Origin of the sequence: Streptomyces sp. NPDC085524, assembly GCF_044541755.1 — a bacterium.
Classification (GTDB): domain Bacteria; phylum Actinomycetota; class Actinomycetes; order Streptomycetales; family Streptomycetaceae; genus Streptomyces.
In genome coordinates this window covers 22,015-39,385 of the sequence record NZ_JBITTH010000028.1, presented here as the reverse complement: position 1 = coordinate 39,385, position 17,371 = coordinate 22,015, and the positions used below count along the sequence as shown (strand labels likewise).

Below are 17,371 nucleotides of genomic sequence, written 5' to 3'. Positions count from 1 at the left end.
TTCCCGCCGGGGTCGACGAGCGACGAAGACCGGCACTCGATTCCGCTGCCTCGGCCACTGAATCGATCGTGATGGACCTCTATTGCGCTCGTATCAGTCAGATGCTTAGCTGGTTGCGTCAAGGAGGTGCGGGCCATGGACGAGATCGACCGGGCGATCCTGCGCGAGCTGCAGGCGGACGGGCGGATCCCGTACGCCGATCTCGGGCCGAAGGTCGGGCTGTCGCCCTCGGCGGCCCGCCAGCGGCTCCAGCGGCTGATCGACGCCAAGGTGGTACAGGTGGTCGGAGTCACCGACCCCATGGCCATGGGCGGCCAGACCATGGCCATGCTCGGCCTGCGCGTGGACGGCGATCCGCGTGCCGTGGCCGACGAGCTCTCGCGCCACGACGAGATCGTCTACGCGGTGCTCACCTCCGGCACCTTCGACCTCTTCGCAGAGGTCGTCTGCCGTCGTCCGCACGACCTGCTGGACTTCGTCAACGACGTCGTACGCCCCATCGAGGGCGTCGCGGCCGTGGAGAACTTCCCCTACTTCGGGATCCACACCCACCGCTTCCTCTGGGACGTCGACTGAGCACGGCCCCCTGAGGCCGGGCGCCGGCCGTGACACGGTCTCCCGCCCGCCCCCGCCCCTGTGCACCACCTGCCGGCCCGGTCGCCGCGCCTTCGGGCCCTCATCCGGCCTGCCCTCCCCGGTCCTGCGGCCCTCCCGCCGCACGACGCACCGCCCGTCCGGTGGCGGCCTCCCCGCCGGACGCACGGCCCGCCTGCCCGCGACCCCGTCGTACGGGCAGCTCCGCATGCGCACGGCCCCCACTGCCGCCGCCCCGCAGGCGCACCCCGTCACCCCCACCCCGAACAGCCGAGGACCCCGGCATGACGTACGACCAGCCCCAGCCCCGTTCCCGCACCGTCGACTTCTTCAGCCACCAGGCCCTTCCCGCCCCGCGCGTCACGGCCGACCGGGCGCGCCGGATCGCCGCCGAGCACTTCGGCCTCGACGTACGCGCCGAGTCGCTCGGCAGCCAGCAGGACGCCAACTTCCTCCTGACCCACGACGACGGATCACCCGCGGCCGTACTGAAGATCGCGAACCCGGCCTTCACCGTGACCGAGATCGACGCCCAGGACGCCGCCGCCGACCTGATCGCCGACGCGCAGCCCGGGCTGCGGCTGGCGACCGTCCTGCGCGACACCGAGGGCAGCCGCATGACGGCCGCCGTGGACACCGACAGCGGTCCCGTCACCGCCCGGCTGCTCCGGCACCTGCCCGGTGGGACGCTCTCGGGCCCGCGCCACCTCCCGCCCCGGACGGTCGCCGCCATGGGCCGTATCGCCGGCCAGGTCAGCACCACCCTGAGTGGCTTCCGGCACCCGGGACTGGACCGCGTCCTGCAGTGGGACCCCCGCCACGCCGGGCGCGTCGTCGGCCGGCTCCTGGAGCACGTCACCGAGGCGGACCGGCGTGCCGCCGTACGGTCCGCGACCGCGGACGCCCGGGCCGCCCTGCTGGAGGTCGCCGACCGGCTGCCGCGCCAGGCCGTGCACCTGGACCTGACCGACGACAACCTGGTCCGCTCGCCCGACGGCCCGCTGCCCCTGCCCGACGGGATCATCGACTTCGGCGACCTGACGGACACCTGGGCGGTGTGCGAGCTCGCGATACCCCTGTCCTCGATGCTCCACCACGACGGCATGGAACCGCACCACCTCCTCCCCGCCGTACGCGCCTTCCACGAGGTCCGCCCCCTGTCCGCCGACGAGGCGACGGCCCTGTGGCCGCTGGTCGTGCTCAGGGCCGCGACCCTGGTGGTCAGCGGACGCCAGCAGGCCGCCGTCGACGGCGACAACGCCTACGTCGACGCCGCCCTCGACCGCGAGTGGCGCATCTTCGAGCAGGCCACCGCCGTTCCGGCCGCAGTCATGACCCGCCTGATCAGCGATGCCCTCGGCCCGCAGGGCCCCGGCCGGAACACCGCTCCCGCCCCCGCCCGTCCCCTGGTGGAGGGCCTCGACCCCGCCCGCATCGCCGTCCTCGACCTGTCCGCCGAGGCCGACGCCATGGACCACGGCATCTGGCTCGAGGAGTCGGCCGGCGACCGTCTCGCGCGCGCCCTGCTCGCCGAGGGAGCCCGGGCCGTCGCCACCCGGCACGGCCACGCCGAGCTCACCGCCGCCCCGGCCCTGTCCGCCACCTCACCGGCGACCGTCGCCACCGGCATCGACGTATGGCTGGGCGAACCCGCCGCCCTGCACGCACCCCACGACGGCCGGGTAGTGGCGGCGGCCCCCGGCCACCTGGCCGTCACCTGCGCCCCGTACGTCCTGCACCTCTCCCTCCCCGGCACCGTCGAGCCGGCCCCCGCCGCCGGGGCACCCGTACGCGCCGGCGACCGGCTGGCCGCCCTCCCGGCGGGCGCACGGTTCCACGTCTCGCTCCGGCGGCAGGACGTCACCGCGGTCCCGCCGCTGGTCCGCCCCGAGTACGCAGCAGGCTGGCTCGCGCTCACCGCCGACCCCGCCCCGCTGCTCGGCCTCCCGGCGACCGCGGCCGTCACGCAGCCGGACCTCCTCGCCCGCCGCGCGGCCGCCTTCGCCCCGGTCCAGGAGCACTACTACGACAACCCGCCCCGCATGGAACGCGGTTGGCGCCACCACATGGTCTCCGCCGAGGGCCGGTCGTACCTGGACATGGTCAACAACGTCACCCCGCTCGGCCACGCCCACCCCCGCGTCGAGCAGGCCGTCTCCCGGCAACTCCGCCGGCTCAACACCAACTCCCGCTTCCACTACGCGGCGGTCGTGGAGTTCACGGAACGCCTGGCCGCCCTGCTGCCCGACCCCCTCGACACGGTCTTCCTGGTCAACTCCGGCTCCGAGGCCGTCGACCTGGGGATCCGCCTCGCCATCGGGGCCACCGGACAGCACGACGTCGTCGCGCTGCGCGAGGCCTACCACGGCTGGACGTACGCCTCAGACGCCGTCTCCACCTCCCTCCAGGACAACCCCAACGCCCTGGCCACCCGCCCCGCCTGGGTGCACACGGTCGACTCGCCCAACTCCTACCGCGGCCGCCACCGCGGCGAACACGCCGCGCGGTACGCCCCGGAGGCCGTCCGGGTCATCGACGACCTGGCCGCCTCAGGCCGCCCCGCGGGCGCCTTCATCGGCGAGTCCTACTACGGCAACGCGGGCGGCGTGGCCCTCCCCGACGGCTACCTCCGGCAGGTGTACGCAGCCGTGCGTCGGCACGGGGGCCTGGCCGTGGCCGACGAGATCCAGGTCGGCTACGGCCGCCTGGGCCACTGGTTCTGGGGCTTCGAGCAGCAGCGAGCGGTCCCCGACATCGTCTGCGTGGCCAAGGCCATGGGCAACGGCCACCCGCTCGGCGCCGTCATCACGAGCCGCGCCGTCGCCGACCGCTACTGCGACCAGGGCTACTTCTTCTCCTCCACCGGCGGCAGCCCCGTGTCCAGCATCGCCGGCCTCACCGTCCTGGACGCCCTGCGCGACGAGGACCTCCAGGGCAACGCCGCCCGCACCGGCGCCCACCTCAAGTCCGCCCTCCAGGCGCTCGCCGGCCACCACCCGCTCATCGGCGCCGTCCACGGCTCCGGCCTCTACCTCGGCCTGGAACTCGTCCGCGACCGCACCACCCTGGAACCCGCCACCGAGGAGACCGCCGAACTCTGCGACCGCATGCTGGACCTCGGCGTCATCGTCCAGCCCACCGGGGACCACCTCAACATCCTCAAGATCAAGCCCCCGCTGTGCATCGACCCCGCAGCGGCCGACTTCTTCACCCACGCCCTCGACCGAGCCCTGACCGAACTCGGCCCCCGGCCCCCGCGCCCGTAGGCCACGGGCTGCCGGGCCGGTGTCCGACGACTCAGGGTTTCGGGGAGGCGGGCATGCCGATGAAGGCGGCGAGTGCGGCGAGTGCGGCGAGGGCGCCGCACGCGAGCCATACCGAGTCGCCCATCAGGGACCACGCGGCGACACCCGCCGCTGGTCCCACGGCGGAGCCCACCCCGAACATGGCCTGGGAGGCGCCGAGGTAGCGGCTCCGGTGCTCGGGCGCCGCTGCCAGCGCGGGGTACGCGGTCATGGTCGGGGAGCCGATGATCTCGCCGACCGACCACACCACCGTGGCGGCCACGAGGCCGGCGACGCCCCAGGGCAGCGCGTACGCGGCGAGGCCGCCGCCGACGGCGAGGATTCCGGTGATGGTGGCGATCCTGGCCGGCCACCGCTGCACCTTCCGGGTCACCACCAGCTCGCACAGGATGACGATCAGGCCGTTGACGGCGACGAGGACGCCGTAGACGAAGATGTCGAGTCCGCGCTCCCGCACCGCCAGCGGGAGCGTCGACAGGTACTGGGTGTAGACCGCGGAGAAGCCGAGGATGGCGAGCAGGAACAGCACGAAGCTCCGGTCGTCCAGCACCGCCCGGTAGCCGCCCGGGCCCGCCGCCGTCCTCGTCTCCCCCTCCGTCTCCGGGGCCGCCTTCGCCCCGGCCGGGCCGGTGGCCGTGGGCCCGGGGCGGTCGTGCGGCAGGAGCCGGGCGCCGAGTACGGCGACGCCCAGGGCGGCGGCCGCCTCCGCCCAGAACAGCAGGGTGTACGAGTGGGCGACCAGGGCGGCGCCGATGAGCGGCGCCGCGGTGGTCCCGATGTTGGTGGCGAGGCGGTACATGGCGAAGACCATGACGCGGCGCTGCTCGCCGGTGAGACGGCTGACCAGCTCCGCCGAGGCGGGCCGGTAGACCTGGCCCGCCGCGCCGGTGCCGACCGCGAGCAGCAGCATCACCGGGTACGACGCGGCGTACAGGAAGGCGGCCGTGAGGGCCGCGTTGGCCGTCATCGAGGAGACGATCGAGGCCCGGACGCCGATGCGCCCGACGAGCCAGCCGCCGAGGAGGATCCCCGCCACCGCGCCCGCTCCGTGCGCGGCGAGCGCGAACCCCGCCTGCACCTCGGGGTATCCGCCGGCGACCATGTAGAGCACGAGGAACACCTGGAGGAAGCCGCCGAGCCGGTTCACCATGATCCCGGCGATCACCGCCTTCACCGGCAGGGGTGCCTCGCGCCAGGTGAGTGCGACGCCGGCCGCCTCGGCACCGTCGGCGCGGGTCGCCCCGTCCACGCTCATCGCGGGGCCGGGACCGGCTCGGCCGCTTCGAGGCGCACCGCGCCCTCGGCGGCGTCGAGCGTCGCCCGGCATTCCTCGGCGGTGGCGGCGGAGGCCACGAGCATGGCGTACCGGCCGGTGTGCGAGGCGGGCGGGAGTTCCAGGACGTGGCCGGGCTGTGCGACCACGCGGGCGATCCCGATGCCCGCCGGCAGCCGGTCCCGGTCGATGGTGACGCGGCCGACGACGGTCTCCACCTCGGGGTAGAGGAAGCGCACGGCGGCGGCCCCGGAGCGCGCGGCGCCCTGTTCGGGGCGCTCTCCGAGCGCCAGGCGGGCGGCTGCCAGGCCCGCGTCCCAGCCCGTTGCCAGCAGCCCGAGGTACGAGATGAAGTCGCCGCCGCTGCGGGCGTTGACCTCGACCAGGGCGGGGCCGCGCGCGGTGAGGCGCCACTCCGAGTGCGTCCAGCCGCGGGTGATGCCGACGGCGGCGTGCACCGTGGTCAGGGCGCGCAGCAGCTCCGGGTCGGCCAGCAGCGGATCGGCGGCGTCGACGCCGTGTCCCACTTCTTCGAAGTTGGGCGGCGGGCTCAGTTCCTTGCGGGCGACGAAGAGCGGGGTGACCTCGCCGTCCCAGATCAGGGCGTCGACGCTGATCTCCGGACCGTCCAGGTACTCCTCGACGAGCACGGGCTGTTCGAAGCGCTCGCGCACCTCGACCATGGTCGTCCCTCGGATGGCGGGGAAGATTTCGGCCAGTTCCCCGGGGGTGCGGGCCATGCGCGTGCCCGTGCTGCCCACGAGCGCCCGGGGCTTGACCACGACCGGGTAGCCCGTCTCCGCAGCGGCCTCGTGCGCCTCGGCGAGGGTGGACACCGGGGTGGAGCGGGCCTGCGGGCCGCCCGCCCCGGCCACCGCGAGGCGGGTGAGGTGCTTGTCGCGGCAGGTCAGTACGGCTTCCGGGGTCAGCCCCGGAAGCCCCAGGGCGCCGGCCACCTTGGCCGCCGGAAGGATGCGGGTCTCGTCCCAGCACAGGATCGCGTCCGGTGCCAGGGGCCGGGCCGCCTCGATCATGCCGTCGGCGTCCAGGGTGTCGACCCGCGTGTGCCCGGTGATGAACGGCGCCTCCCAGCCGACCTCGCGGTCGGAGAACAGCCAGATCCGGTGGTCCCGTGCCACGGACTCCAGCAGGTGACCGCGGGTCTCCTGGTCCATGGGGCTGATCAGGACCAGCAGCGGGGGCGAGGACGGGGACGAGGGCCGGGACGGGGACGGGGACGAGGAGGGCATGGCACGTGAACCTTTCGGCCGGGGCGTATCGGCTGGTCAGTCTGCTGACCGGGAAACGTGCACGCCAGGCCAGTTGACCGGCTCGCCACCGGACCAATCCAGAACCGGCTGTAAATTCGTGACGACCGCTACAAACAGTAAAATTTGGGGGGACAACATGACGTGGCACGTCATTCTGGAGGTACGACGCGACACCCCGGAGCCACTCGGCTCCCAGATCGCCGACCAGCTGCGCAGACAGGTGGAGCAGGGACGGCTGACGCCCCGCTCCAGGCTCCCGTCCAGCCGCCAGCTGGCCCAGGACCTGAACGTATCGCGCAGTGTCGTGGTGGAGGTGTACGAAAAGCTCACCGGAGAGGGCCTGTTGGAGTCGGTCCGCGGTTCCGGCACGCGGGTGGCGGCCCACGCCGACACGCGGATCAGGAAGCCCGTGGTGCTGGTCGACCGGGCGATCCCGTCGGTCCGGTTCAACCTGCTGCCGGGCACGCCCAATGCGGCCACCTTCCCGCATCGCGAATGGACGGCTTCCTACCAGCGGGCCGTGAGCACGGCCCGCTACCAAGGGCTCGGCTATCCGCCGCTGCTCGGCGTCGAGCAGCTGCGTACGGAGCTCGTCGCGTATCTCGGCCGGGTCCGCGGTGTGCTGGGGCATCCGGACAACACCATGGTGACGGGCGGGTTCGCGCACGGTCTGGGCCTGATCTGCGCGGTCCTGAGCGAGCTGGGCATCGACAGGCTGGCGGTCGAGGACCCCAGCCACGACCGCCAGCGCCAGTTCGTCGAGGAGAACGGGATCCGGACGCTGGCGGTGCCGGTGGGGCCGGAAGGGGTGGAGATCGAGCAGCTCTACGCCAGCAAGGTGCGGGCCGTCCTGGTCACGCCCTCGCACCAGTTCCCGCTCGGCGTGCCCATGTCGCCCAAGCGCCAGCAGGAGCTGGTGCGGTGGGCACGGGACACCGGCGGCTGGATCATCGAGGACGACTACGACGGCGGGCTGTGGCTGGAGCACCGCGGCCGCCACCTGGCGCTCCAGCCCGCCGATCCCGAGCGGGTCATCTACGCCGGTACGGCGAGCAAACTCCTCGCTCCCGGCCTGCGGTTGGGCTGGCTGGTGCTGCCGCCGGCGCTGACCTCGATGACGGAGGCGATCCGGGTCAGGCGCGACCTGGGCGGCGACGGCCTGATGCAGCTGGCGTTCGCGGACTTCCTGCGCAACGGCCTGCTCGACGGGCACCTGCGCAAGATGCGCACGCGCTACCGGTCCCAGCACGGCATGCTGACACAGGCCGTGGAGCAGTACCTGCCGGCCGCGACCCTGGTCGGTCCCGTCGCCGGGCTGCACGTCGTCGCCGCACTGCCGCCCGGTACCGACGAGGAGCGCCTCGTCGCCGAGGCGCTCCAGCGGTCCGTCCTGGTCAAGGGCAGCAGGGCGTACTACGACGATCCGGCGACGGCCCGGCCCGGGCTGGTACTGGGGTACACGGCCCTGGGCCGGTCGGGCATCTCCGAGGCGATCCGGCGCATCGGGGAGGTGTACGCGCAGCAGTCCGACGGGACGCGGCCGGCGGACCCCGTCAGTTGAAGGGGGAGAGCGCCGGACGGGACCGGATCCAGGGGCTGAGGACGGTGCTCGGCCCGAAGCGGTGCTGCGGAAGCAGCGACCGGTCCGCGTCGAACAGCCTGTCCTGGTAGAAGCTGCGCAGGTAAGGGGCTCCCGAGGTGCCGCCCGAGCCCGTGGTCTGCTTGGGCAGGTAGCGCAGCGCGACCCCGTAGTGGATCTTCCGCCAGGCGAACAGCTCCTGGTCGAGGCGGTGGGCCGCATCCAGCACCCGCCGCCCCGCCTGCTCCGCCGGCACCCGCTGCAGCAGCTCCCGCAGCGGTTCGAAGTCCGGGTTCTGGTGCATCAGGACGTAGGCGTTCTCGGTGGCTTCGGCGAGCGCCTCGGTCTTCTCCGGGTGGACCCCGAGCAGGTGGATGTGCAGCAGCTGGGTGGGGAACGCCTGGACGGCGCTCGCATCGCCCGTCGCCTCCCGGAACCCCTGGAAGTGCTCCACCGGCATCGTTCTGCGCATGACGAGCAAGGCTTCGGTCTGGGCTGCGGCCAGGTCCGCCGCGCGCCCCAGGCACTCCGCGGCGTACTCCCACCGCCCGCCGCGCAGCCACTCCGCGGCGGACATCACCCGGGCGAGCACCCCCCACGTGGTGGCCTCGACGAGGTGGATCACCCGCAGGAAGGTGACCTCGTCGTGCTGCGTGGTCTGGGGCAGTACGGCCAGGTGCTCCAGGACGTTGGCGGGGCCGTGCGGCGTGAGCACGTAGTCCCGCCAGTGGCGGGGCGGTTCGGGCGCGGCGGGGTGCAGCGCGGGCGCGCGGCCGATGCTCAGGGAGACCAGCGACCCGAGCCGGGCGATGCGCTCCGTCAGCTGCCCGTCGGAGGGCAGGGCGTCCTGCGCCCATTTCTCCGTTCCGTCGAGGGTGCGCTGCTCGTAGGCCCGCCAGCTCTCGGCGGTGGTGCGGATCGTCTGCCAGCAGGCCCGCTCGACGGCCCCGTCGGGGGCGTGGATGCGGGTGCCGAGCACGTGGTTGAGGAGCCGTACGTTGCCGTAGGGCTGGTAGCGCTTGCCGCGCCGGTCCAGCGGTCCGCCGCCGCGCGAGGCGACCTCCTGGGGCGCCTCGCCCTCGGGGAGGGCCAGTTTCCACTCGGCCTGGAAGACGAGTTCGGCGAAGCGGAGCATCGTGTATTCGCTGCGGCTGAGCCGGTCCCGGTCGAGGGCGAGGAGGACGACGACGTCCTCGTACGCCTCGGCCATCCAGGCGCGCAGCGCGGGGTCGAGCAGATCGCGCCCCACGGCGCGGGCGTTGCCGATGTAGTCGGTCAGGTCGAAATCGAGTATGGCGCGCAGGGTCGCAGTGGTGCGCATCGTGCAGTTCCCCCCAGATCGCTTGTGGCGCTCATGAGTTATGCGGTGCGGCGGGTCGGCCGGTCGGCGGAGCCGCGGGTCACTCGGAGAGGGCCGCCGCCGGACACGGAACGGTCTCTCCGTGCATCGGGAGGCGGCCCAGGATCTCCAGGCGGCTCTCGGTCTCGGCCGCCAGTGCCCTCGCCGTGTCGGCGAAGTGGTCTTCCAGCTCGTCCCGCGTGAAGCCCGTCCGGCTCCCGTGCCCCCCGTGCGCATGCGGTCCCCCAACCGCATACGACGTCCCCTCGGCCCGCGTCACCATGGGCAGTGCCAGCCAGGCCTCGCCGAGCCGGTCGTTGACGTACGAGGCCGCCGCCCGCGCGGCGGCCATGTACCGCTGCGGGTACGGTCCGACGACGTCGGTCGCGCCGACCATCAGCAGCTCCGCGATCCCCCGGGACTCGAACTCGCCCTCGAAGGTCACGACTTCGGCGGGGAGGGCTTCGAGCTGCCGGGCCAGCGACGCCAATGCCCGGACATCCGCGGCCCGGTAGAAGTGGGTGGCCTGCAGGGTGCACCCCGCGGCGGTGAACCGGTCGACGACGTGGTGCTGTTGCTCGGGGGTGCCCGAGAGGCGGACGTAGACGCCGCCGACGTACTGGCGCTGCCAGCGGGCCGTGGCCGCGTACACGTCCGGATGTCCGCCCGCGTGCCCGCCCGCCTCCGGCTCGCCGACGCATATCAGGATGCGCCGCTGGTGCCGGCTGGGCAGGGGCTCCTGCGGGAGCTCCTCGCAGCCGGCGCCCGGGAAGCCGGTCGGGCCGGTCGCGCCGGTCGCGCCGGTCACAGTCTCACCTCCAGCACGTCGGGGACGGCTCCGGCGTCCACGAGGAGATCGCGCAGCAGCCGTACGGCGCCGTCGAAGTCCTCGGCAGCCAGACCGGGCGCGTCGTACACGGTGAAGACCAGGTGCCGGGAGCTCTTGGTGACGCTGGTCCGGCGGTCGGGGCCCTGGAGGACGGAGGCGACGATCGCGGCCCCGTCCCGGACGACGGGCTCGTCCTGGGCACAGGTGACGGTGGAGCGGAACCCGGCGAAGGTCTCGCCCTGTACCGCCCAGTCGAAGTGCAGGTCGCCGTCGATGGCGTCGCCGTCCTGGACGCCCATCAGTACGCCGCTGGTCAGCTCGGCGTACAACAGGGCATCGACGGCGGGCCCGATCACGGGCAGCCCTTTGCGGCGGGCCGTGGCGATCTGACCCGGCAGCGGACAGGTCACGCCGTGGGCGTCGAACCACCGGGCGTAGACCTCGGCGGTCTTCGACGCGCGCTCGAACACATCATCGGACCGCAACGCCAGTTCCCGGCGCCGCAGTTCGAGCAGAGTGCCGAGAGCCGCGGTATCCACCTCCGCCACGACGGCGGCGAATCGGGTCAGCTCGGCCGCTCCGGACGGCTTCTCGCCTGCGCTCAGTGCTGGGGCTTTCAAAGGGGTTCTCCGGTTCATTTGCTGGGCGCATCTCGCTGATCATTCCAACAGCCGGACGCGGTCCCCCCAAGTCCACCGGAGCCTGTGGGGTCCAGGCCAGTCCCACTATGTGGACGCACGGCACCACGAGCCGACCGCCGACCGCCGGCGGCCGGCGTTCACAACGGTGAACCTGCGGTCCGGGGCTGCTCGCGGACGTCCTGCCGCACCTTCGGATCCGGTTGTGCGCTGACGTGCCGACCCCTGGGCGCAGGAGGTCAACGCGGGCGGTCGGGGCGCTCATAGCGTGAAGGAGTGCCGAGCCGCGTGGCGGCGGGCACGTTACCGATTGCTTCGAGAGGACCCCTCATGTTCGACATCGACAAGGTGCAGGCCGCCCCGAGCAAGGATCTGCTCACGCCCGACAACTCGGTCATGCTCTTCGTGGACCACCAGCCGCAGATGTTCTTCGGCACCGGCAGTGGCGACCGTGCCGCGATCATCAACAGCACGGCGGGTCTCGCCAAGGCGGCCAAGGCGTTCGACGTGCCGGCCGTCCTGACCACGGTCGCCGCCGAGTCGTTCTCGGGCCCGCTGCTGCCGCAGCTCGCCGAGGTGTTCCCGAAGAACGAGATCATCGACCGCACCACCATGAACGCCTGGGAGGACGAGGCGCTCGTCGCGGCGGTCAAGGCGACCGGGCGCAAGAAGATCATCCTGTCGGGTCTGTGGACCGAGGTCTGCCTGGTGCTGCCCGCGCTCTCGGCGATCGAGCAGGGTTACGAGGTGTACGTCGTGACCGACGCCTCCGGCGGCGTCAGCCCGGCCGCCCACGAGCACGCGCTGCAGCGGATGATCGCCGCCGGCGCCGTCCCGGTGACCTGGGTCCAGGTCCTCCTGGAGCTGCAGCGCGACTGGGCGCGCCAGGAGACGTACGGCGCGGTCATGGAGATCGTCAAGGCCCACGCGGGCGCGTACGGCCTGGGCGTCGTGTACGCGCAGAGCGTCATCGGCGCGCACGCGGCCGGCTGACCCCTGTGGACACCGGCATTCTGATCCTGCGTGTGCTGGTGGGACTGCTCGTCGCCGGCCACGGTGTGCAGAAGGTGAGCGCGCACCTGGGCGGCAAGGGACTCGAGGGCGGTACCGAGGAGTTCCGCGCCGACGGCTTCCGCGGCGGAGCCCTCACCGCCCTGGCAGCGGGCGGCGGCCAGATCGGTTCGGGCCTGCTGCTCGCCGCCGGACTCCTGACCCCGCTCGCCGCGACCGGCGCCATCGGGGTCATGACGGTCGCGCTCACCGTGAAGTGGCGCCACGGGCTCTGGGTGCAGAACGACGGATACGAGTACCCGCTCGTCCTCATCGGCACCGCCGCCGCTCTGGCAGCCACCGGCCCCGGCGCCTGGTCCCTCGACGCGGTCCTCGGCCTCACGCCGTACCCGCTGTGGTGGGCCGCCCTCGCGCTCGTGGCCGGTCTCGGCAGCGGACTCCTCACCCGGCTCGTCCTGCACCGGACCCCCGCCGCGGCGACCCCCGCCCCGGCGGTCGCCGACCGCTGAGCGCGGGCCGCACAGACCGGGTCCGGCCGCCCGCGTACCCCCGACCGGGCGGCCGGGCCCTTCCCACCCCTCCCGAACAGGAGCACCCGATGGACACCCTCACGACCCCGCACGGCGGCGGCCAGCCGCTGCTGCACCAGAAGGGCGCCGAGACCCAGGCGTTCGGCACGCTCAAGCAGCTGCCGATCGGCCTCGGCCACGACACCCGCATGTACGCCTGCCAGCGGCTGAACCGCGTTCTCGCCGACACGCAGATCCTCCACTCCCTCTACAAGAAGCACCACTGGCTCATGCGAGGGGCGACCTTCTACTCGCTCCACCTGATGCTGGACAAGCACGCGGAGGCCCAGCTGGCCATCGTGGACGCGCTGGCCGAGAGGGTCCAGAGCCTCGGCGGCGTCGCCGTCGGGGACCCGCGCCACGTCGCGGAGCTGACGTCGATCCCCCGTCCGCCGGACGGAGTCGAGCCGGTGCCCGTCATGCTGTCGCGGCTCCTCGACGCGCACGAGCGGATCCTGATCGACGCCCGGGACGCCGCCGCCCGGCTCTCCGGGGAGGGCGACGAGGGCAGCGCCGACCTGCTCGTCTCCGACGTCGTCCGTACCGGAGAGGCGCAGGTGTGGTTCCTGGCCGAGCACCTCGTGGACACCCCTCTGGTGCACGGCTGATGGATGCGTTCGACGTCGTCGTGGTCGGCGGCGGACCGGCCTGCGAGGTCGTCGCCGACGTGCCCGCCGTCGACGCGGTCGTCATGGCCGTGACCCAGCGCCCGGTCGCCACCGCCGTGCTGGAGGAGAAGGCCGGTGAAGCGGCCTGGAAGACGATCCCGTCCTGGGCGCTGATCGCCACCGCCGACAGGAACATCCCGCCGGCCGCCGAACGGTGGATGGCCCGGCGCGCCGGCTCGCGCATCACCGAAGCGGACGCGTCGCACGCCGTGGCGGTCTCCCGCCCGGCCGTCGTCGCCGACGTGATCCTCGACGCCGCCCGGGCGACCCGCTGAGCCCACGATCCGCCCCCTCCCGTACATCCTCGAAGGAGCACCCCTCATGAAGAACCGTCCGGTCCTCGAACCCGCCGCGCAGGCCTTTGCCGAGGCCACCGCCCAGCCGCCGTTCCTCTACCAGATCCCCGTCGCGGACGGCCGCAAGGCCGTGGACGGTGTCCAGAGCGGCGAGGGTGTTCCCCTGCCCGCGGTCGACGAGGAGTGGATCACCGTCCACGGCGGCCCCACCGGCGACGTCCGCGCCAGGATCGTCCGACCCCGCGGCGCCACCGGTCCGCTGCCCGTCGTCCTCTACATCCACGGCGCCGGCTGGGTCTTCGGCAACGCCCACACCCACGACCGGCTCGTCCGCGAACTCGCCGTCGGCACCGGCGCGGCCGTCGTGTTTCCCGAGTACGACCTCTCGCCCGAGGCCCGCTACCCCGTCGCCATCGAGCAGAACTACAGCGTCGCCCAGTGGGTCGCCCGCGAGGGTCACCACAAGGACCTCGACGGCACGCGCATCGCCGTCGCGGGCGACTCGGTCGGCGGCAACATGAGCGCCGCCCTCACCCTCATGGCCAAGCAGCGCGGCGACGTCCGCATCGCCCACCAGGTGCTCTTCTACCCGGTCACCGACGCCGCCTTCGCCACCGACTCGTACCGCCTCTTCGCGGAGGGCTACTTCCTGCGCCGCGACGCCATGAAGTGGTTCTGGGACCAGTACACGACCGACGAGGCCGAGCGTGCCCTGATCACCGCCTCCCCGCTGCGCGCCTCCACCGAGCAGCTCACCGGCCTGCCGCCCGCCCTGGTCATCACCGCCGAGGCCGATGTCCTGCGCGACGAGGGCGAGGCCTACGCGGCCAAGCTCCGCGCCGCCGGTGTCCCCGTCACCGCCCTGCGCGTCCAAGGCGTCGTCCACGACTTCGTCATGCTGAACGCACTGCGCGAGACGCAGGGCGCGGAACTCGCCATCGGCCTCGCCACCGACACCCTCCGCAAGGCCCTCGCATGACCGGGCCGTCGACGAGCATGCCGGTGGCGGGCCTCGTCCCCGCCCCGCGTCGGGAGCACGAGCACGCAGACCTCCTCGTCCGCAACGCCAAGGTCTTCACCGGTGACCCCGGACGGCCCGAGGCCCGCGCCGTCGCGATCCGCGACGGCCGGGTCGCGGCCCTCGGCGACGACCACGACCTCGCCCACCTCGTCGGGCCGGGCACCAAGGTCGTCGACGCTCTCGGCCGCCGGGTGATCCCCGGTCTCAACGACTCGCACCTGCACGTCATCCGGGGCGGCCTGAACTACGTCCTGGAGCTGCGCTGGGACGGGGTGCGCAGTCTGCGCCACGCCCTGGCCATGCTGCGCGAGCAGGCCGGCCGCACCCCCAAGGGGCAGTGGATCCGCGTCGTGGGCGGCTGGACCGCCGAACAGTTCGCCGAGCGCAGGATGCCGACGGTCGCGGAGCTGAACGCCGCCGCCCCCGACACCCCGGTGTTCGTGCTGCACCTCTACCAGTCGGCCCTGATGAACCGCGCCGCTGTTCAGGCGGCCGGTTTCACCCGGGAAACACCCGACCCGCGCGGCGGGCAGATCGTCCGCGGCCGCGACGGCGAGCCCAACGGCGTGCTCCTCGCGGCGCCGAGCGCCCTCATCCTGTACTCGACCCTGGCCAAGGCGCCGGCCCTCGACGAGGCCGACAAACGGACGTCCACGCGCCACTTCCTGCGCGAGCTGAACCGCTTCGGACTGACGTCCGCAGTCGACGCCGCCGGCGGCTTCCAGAACTTCCCCGACAACTACGCCACGGTCGTCGACCTCGCCCGGTCGGGGGAGCTGACCCTCCGGATCGCGTACCACCTCTTCCCGCAGACGGCCGGCCAGGAGCTCGCCGACCTCAAGCGTTGGACCGAAATGGTCAAGCCCGGGGAGGGGGACGAGTGGCTCAGGCTCAACGGCGCGGGAGAGAACCTGACCTGGGCCGCCGCCGACTTCGAGAACTTCTCCGAGCCCCGGCCCGAGCTCGCCGCCGGCTACGAGACCGAATTCGAGAGCGCCGTCCGGCTGCTCCTGGAGAACGGCTGGGGCTTCCGGCTCCACGCGACCTACGACGAGACGATCCGCCGCGATCTGGCCGTCTTCGAGAAGCTCGCGGCGGAAGGGCTCTTCCCCGGCGGCAACCGCTGGCTCTTCGACCACGCCGAGACGGTCTCGGCCGACAGCCTCGACCGGATCGCGGCCCTCGGCGGCGCCCTCTCCGTCCAGAACCGCATGTCCTTCCAGGGCGCCGCCTTCCTCGACCGCTACGGTGCCGGGGCCGCGGCCCACACCCCGCCGGTCCGGGCCATGCTGGACCGGGGCCTGACCGTCGCCGCAGGAACCGACGCCACCCGCGTCTCCTCGTACAACCCGTGGGTCGCGCTCCACTGGCTGGTCACCGGGCGCACCGTCGGCGGCACGGCCCTCTACCCGGCCGGCAACCTGATCGACCGGGAGACCGCCCTCGGCCTCTACACCCGGGGCGGAGCGCAGCTCACCGGCGAGCAGGACGTCAAGGGAACCCTGCGCGAGGGCTGCTACGGCGACCTCGCGATCCTGTCCGACGACTACCTCACCGTGCCCGAGGACGTCATCCCCGGCATCGAATCCGTCCTCACCGTCGTCGGCGGCCGCATCGTCCACGCGACCGCCGAGTACGAGGGACTCGACGAGGCCATCCCGCCGGTGACCCCCGAGTGGAGTCCGGTGGCCCGCTTCGGCGGCTACCAGAGCGGCTACCGGAGCGGTGCCCTCCAGGCGTCGGCCGTGGCCGAGGCCGTCGCCGAGTCCGAGCAGCACCGCCGGTGGCGCGTCGCCCGCGGAGCCGTGCCCGAGACGGCGCCGTCCTTCGTCGACCCCTGCTTCGAACACTGAATAGAGACCGCACGATGAGCACAGCCTCCCCCGCCCCATCCGCCGCCGACGGCGGCGAAGAAGACCCGGCCGCGCTGCAGGGACGCCGCTTCGAGCCGGACCTCCGGTCGATGACGCGGATCAACCTGCACCCCATCGCCTCACCCATGCCGCTCGGCTTCTTCACGATAGCCATCGCCTCCGTGATGACGGGCTGCCTCCAGCTCGGGATCTTCGACGAGGCGGCCCGCGCCGCCGTCGCCTTCACCGTGCTGCCGGCCTTCGTCCTCCAACTCCTGGTGAGCATCCTGGCCTTCGGTGCCCGTGACGTGATCGCGGCGACGCTGATGGCGGTGTTCGCCGGCAGCTGGCTGCCCTACTCGCTCGTCATGCTCAGCGGCGCGGCCGACGGCCTCCAGGTCCTCGGCGTGTTCAACCTGGCGCTCCTGTGCTTCGGGGCCCTGATGACCGCCGTGACCCGGCCCAAGCGCGCGCTGTGGCTCGTCCTCGCGGTCTCCCTTCCCCGCTGGGCGGCCACCGGCCTCGGAGGCGTCACCGGAGCCGAATGGCTCACGCGCACGTCCGGCGCGCTCGGCCTTGTGGTCGCGCTGGTCGCGACGTACACGGCGTTCGCCCTGATGCTGGAGGACATGCGCAGCGAGCAGGTGCTGCCCATCGGCCGCAGCGGCCCCGCCCACCTCGCGGTGGAAGGCGACCTGGCCGTCCAGCTCCGCAACCTGGAACGCCAGGCGGGCGTACGCCGTACGCTCTGACCACACCCACCCACCGCGTCACCCCACGACCGCACAGGAGCACCCATGGAACCGCAGGTGACGGACCGGCCCCAGAAGTCCCGGTACGAGATCCTCGCCGGCGACGACGGAACCGAGACCGCGGGCTTCGCCGAGTACCACCTCTCGGAGGGCGAGATCGCCTTCATCCACACCGAGATCGACAGCCGGTTCGCCGGCCGGGGCCTGGGCGGTCTCCTCGCCCGGGGCGCGCTCGACGACGCCCGGGTGCGCGGGCTGCGCGTCCTGCCGTACTGCCCCTTCATCCGGGGCTGGATCGGCGAGCACCCCGAGTACACCGACCTGGTGCCCGAGGCGGGGCGCGCCCGGTTCGGCCTCTGACACACCACCAGGA

The 17,371-nt window shown here is 73.0% G+C and carries 16 protein-coding genes; 11 read left to right on the top strand and 5 right to left on the bottom strand.

The features are described 5' to 3' along the window. Window positions 1-135: 135 nt before the first annotated feature. Both ACIGFK_RS33505 and ACIGFK_RS33500 read left to right on the top strand, forming a co-directional pair. Window positions 136-576, top strand: a complete 441-nt coding sequence (locus ACIGFK_RS33505; protein ID WP_376657863.1) for an Lrp/AsnC family transcriptional regulator — start codon at window positions 136-138, stop codon at window positions 574-576. A 302-nt stretch (window positions 577-878) separates the two neighbouring features. Beyond that, window positions 879-3,860, top strand: a complete 2,982-nt coding sequence (locus tag ACIGFK_RS33500; RefSeq protein WP_400054824.1) for an aminotransferase — start codon at window positions 879-881, stop codon at window positions 3,858-3,860. A gap of 31 nt (window positions 3,861-3,891) precedes the next feature. Here ACIGFK_RS33500 and ACIGFK_RS33495 read toward each other — a convergent pair whose 3' ends face one another. Both ACIGFK_RS33495 and ACIGFK_RS33490 read right to left on the bottom strand, forming a co-directional pair. After that, entirely contained in the window at window positions 3,892-5,154 is a 1,263-nt protein-coding gene (locus ACIGFK_RS33495) for an MFS transporter (RefSeq protein WP_400054822.1), read from the bottom strand. Continuing rightward, complete coding sequence (locus ACIGFK_RS33490) at window positions 5,151-6,422, bottom strand: acetyl-CoA carboxylase biotin carboxylase subunit family protein (RefSeq protein ID WP_400054820.1); 1,272 nt, start codon at window positions 6,420-6,422, stop codon at window positions 5,151-5,153. Before ACIGFK_RS33490 ends, ACIGFK_RS33495 begins: the two co-directional genes overlap by 4 nt. Window positions 6,423-6,579: 157 nt before the next feature. Here ACIGFK_RS33490 and ACIGFK_RS33485 point away from each other — a divergent pair, with 157 nt between their 5' ends. Next, window positions 6,580-8,004, top strand: a complete 1,425-nt coding sequence (locus tag ACIGFK_RS33485) for a PLP-dependent aminotransferase family protein (protein WP_376657867.1) — start codon at window positions 6,580-6,582, stop codon at window positions 8,002-8,004. On the opposite strand, the gene ACIGFK_RS33480 is transcribed toward ACIGFK_RS33485, so the two are convergent. From ACIGFK_RS33480 to ACIGFK_RS33470, 3 genes are all read right to left on the bottom strand, one after another. After that, complete coding sequence (locus tag ACIGFK_RS33480) at window positions 7,997-9,343, bottom strand: hypothetical protein (protein ID WP_376657868.1); 1,347 nt, start codon at window positions 9,341-9,343, stop codon at window positions 7,997-7,999. The genes ACIGFK_RS33485 and ACIGFK_RS33480 overlap by 8 nt on opposite strands. Before the next feature lie 79 nt (window positions 9,344-9,422). Then, entirely contained in the window at window positions 9,423-10,169 is a 747-nt protein-coding gene (locus ACIGFK_RS33475) for a hypothetical protein (protein ID WP_400054817.1), read from the bottom strand. Continuing rightward, complete coding sequence (locus ACIGFK_RS33470) at window positions 10,166-10,810, bottom strand: hypothetical protein (RefSeq protein ID WP_400054816.1); 645 nt, start codon at window positions 10,808-10,810, stop codon at window positions 10,166-10,168. The genes ACIGFK_RS33475 and ACIGFK_RS33470 overlap by 4 nt, the downstream gene beginning before the upstream one ends. Before the next feature lie 348 nt (window positions 10,811-11,158). Between ACIGFK_RS33470 and ACIGFK_RS33465 the strand changes: the two genes are divergently transcribed. From ACIGFK_RS33465 to ACIGFK_RS33430, 8 genes are all read left to right on the top strand, one after another. Continuing rightward, window positions 11,159-11,821: a hydrolase gene (locus ACIGFK_RS33465; RefSeq protein ID WP_376657871.1), complete on the top strand. Its 663-nt coding sequence runs from the start codon at window positions 11,159-11,161 to the stop codon at window positions 11,819-11,821. A 5-nt stretch (window positions 11,822-11,826) separates the two neighbouring features. Then, window positions 11,827-12,348: a DoxX family protein gene (locus ACIGFK_RS33460; RefSeq protein ID WP_376657872.1), complete on the top strand. Its 522-nt coding sequence runs from the start codon at window positions 11,827-11,829 to the stop codon at window positions 12,346-12,348. 89 nt (window positions 12,349-12,437) lie between these two features. Beyond that, on the top strand, window positions 12,438-13,016 hold the full coding sequence (locus ACIGFK_RS33455) for a Dps family protein (protein ID WP_376657873.1): 579 nt from the start codon (window positions 12,438-12,440) through the stop codon (window positions 13,014-13,016). Further along, entirely contained in the window at window positions 13,016-13,351 is a 336-nt protein-coding gene (locus tag ACIGFK_RS33450) for an alpha/beta fold hydrolase (protein ID WP_400054813.1), read from the top strand. Before ACIGFK_RS33455 ends, ACIGFK_RS33450 begins: the two co-directional genes overlap by 1 nt. Window positions 13,352-13,397: 46 nt before the next feature. Continuing rightward, entirely contained in the window at window positions 13,398-14,351 is a 954-nt protein-coding gene (locus tag ACIGFK_RS33445; RefSeq protein WP_386467248.1) for an alpha/beta hydrolase, read from the top strand. Continuing rightward, window positions 14,348-16,246, top strand: coding sequence for an amidohydrolase (locus tag ACIGFK_RS33440; protein ID WP_376657876.1), 1,899 nt, complete (start codon window positions 14,348-14,350; stop codon window positions 16,244-16,246). Before ACIGFK_RS33445 ends, ACIGFK_RS33440 begins: the two co-directional genes overlap by 4 nt. Window positions 16,247-16,260: 14 nt before the next feature. Beyond that, the gene (locus ACIGFK_RS33435; RefSeq protein ID WP_376657877.1) at window positions 16,261-16,998 is read left to right on the top strand and encodes a GPR1/FUN34/YaaH family transporter; all 738 of its coding nucleotides are present in this window, start codon (window positions 16,261-16,263) and stop codon (window positions 16,996-16,998) included. Window positions 16,999-17,043: 45 nt separating this feature from the next. Continuing rightward, window positions 17,044-17,358 carry a GNAT family N-acetyltransferase gene (locus ACIGFK_RS33430; RefSeq protein ID WP_376657878.1) on the top strand — a complete coding sequence of 105 codons (315 nt, stop codon included), beginning with the start codon at window positions 17,044-17,046 and terminating at the stop codon, window positions 17,356-17,358. The last annotated feature ends 13 nt before the right edge of the window (window positions 17,359-17,371 follow it).

What these genes read in the sequence shown, in the direction of transcription:
- ACIGFK_RS33505 (WP_376657863.1), top strand. Translation starts at nt 136, where the DNA reads ATGGACGAGATCGACCGGGCGATCCTGCGCGAGCTGCAGGCGGACGGG.
- ACIGFK_RS33500 (WP_400054824.1), top strand. Translation starts at nt 879, where the DNA reads ATGACGTACGACCAGCCCCAGCCCCGTTCCCGCACCGTCGACTTCTTC.
- ACIGFK_RS33495 (WP_400054822.1), bottom strand. Translation starts at nt 5,154, where the DNA reads ATGAGCGTGGACGGGGCGACCCGCGCCGACGGTGCCGAGGCGGCCGGC.
- ACIGFK_RS33490 (WP_400054820.1), bottom strand. Translation starts at nt 6,422, where the DNA reads ATGCCCTCCTCGTCCCCGTCCCCGTCCCGGCCCTCGTCCCCGTCCTCG.
- ACIGFK_RS33485 (WP_376657867.1), top strand. Translation starts at nt 6,580, where the DNA reads ATGACGTGGCACGTCATTCTGGAGGTACGACGCGACACCCCGGAGCCA.
- ACIGFK_RS33480 (WP_376657868.1), bottom strand. Translation starts at nt 9,343, where the DNA reads ATGCGCACCACTGCGACCCTGCGCGCCATACTCGATTTCGACCTGACC.
- ACIGFK_RS33465 (WP_376657871.1), top strand. Translation starts at nt 11,159, where the DNA reads ATGTTCGACATCGACAAGGTGCAGGCCGCCCCGAGCAAGGATCTGCTC.
- ACIGFK_RS33455 (WP_376657873.1), top strand. Translation starts at nt 12,438, where the DNA reads ATGGACACCCTCACGACCCCGCACGGCGGCGGCCAGCCGCTGCTGCAC.
- ACIGFK_RS33450 (WP_400054813.1), top strand. Translation starts at nt 13,016, where the DNA reads ATGGATGCGTTCGACGTCGTCGTGGTCGGCGGCGGACCGGCCTGCGAG.
- ACIGFK_RS33445 (WP_386467248.1), top strand. Translation starts at nt 13,398, where the DNA reads ATGAAGAACCGTCCGGTCCTCGAACCCGCCGCGCAGGCCTTTGCCGAG.
- ACIGFK_RS33440 (WP_376657876.1), top strand. Translation starts at nt 14,348, where the DNA reads ATGACCGGGCCGTCGACGAGCATGCCGGTGGCGGGCCTCGTCCCCGCC.
- ACIGFK_RS33435 (WP_376657877.1), top strand. Translation starts at nt 16,261, where the DNA reads ATGAGCACAGCCTCCCCCGCCCCATCCGCCGCCGACGGCGGCGAAGAA.
- ACIGFK_RS33430 (WP_376657878.1), top strand. Translation starts at nt 17,044, where the DNA reads ATGGAACCGCAGGTGACGGACCGGCCCCAGAAGTCCCGGTACGAGATC.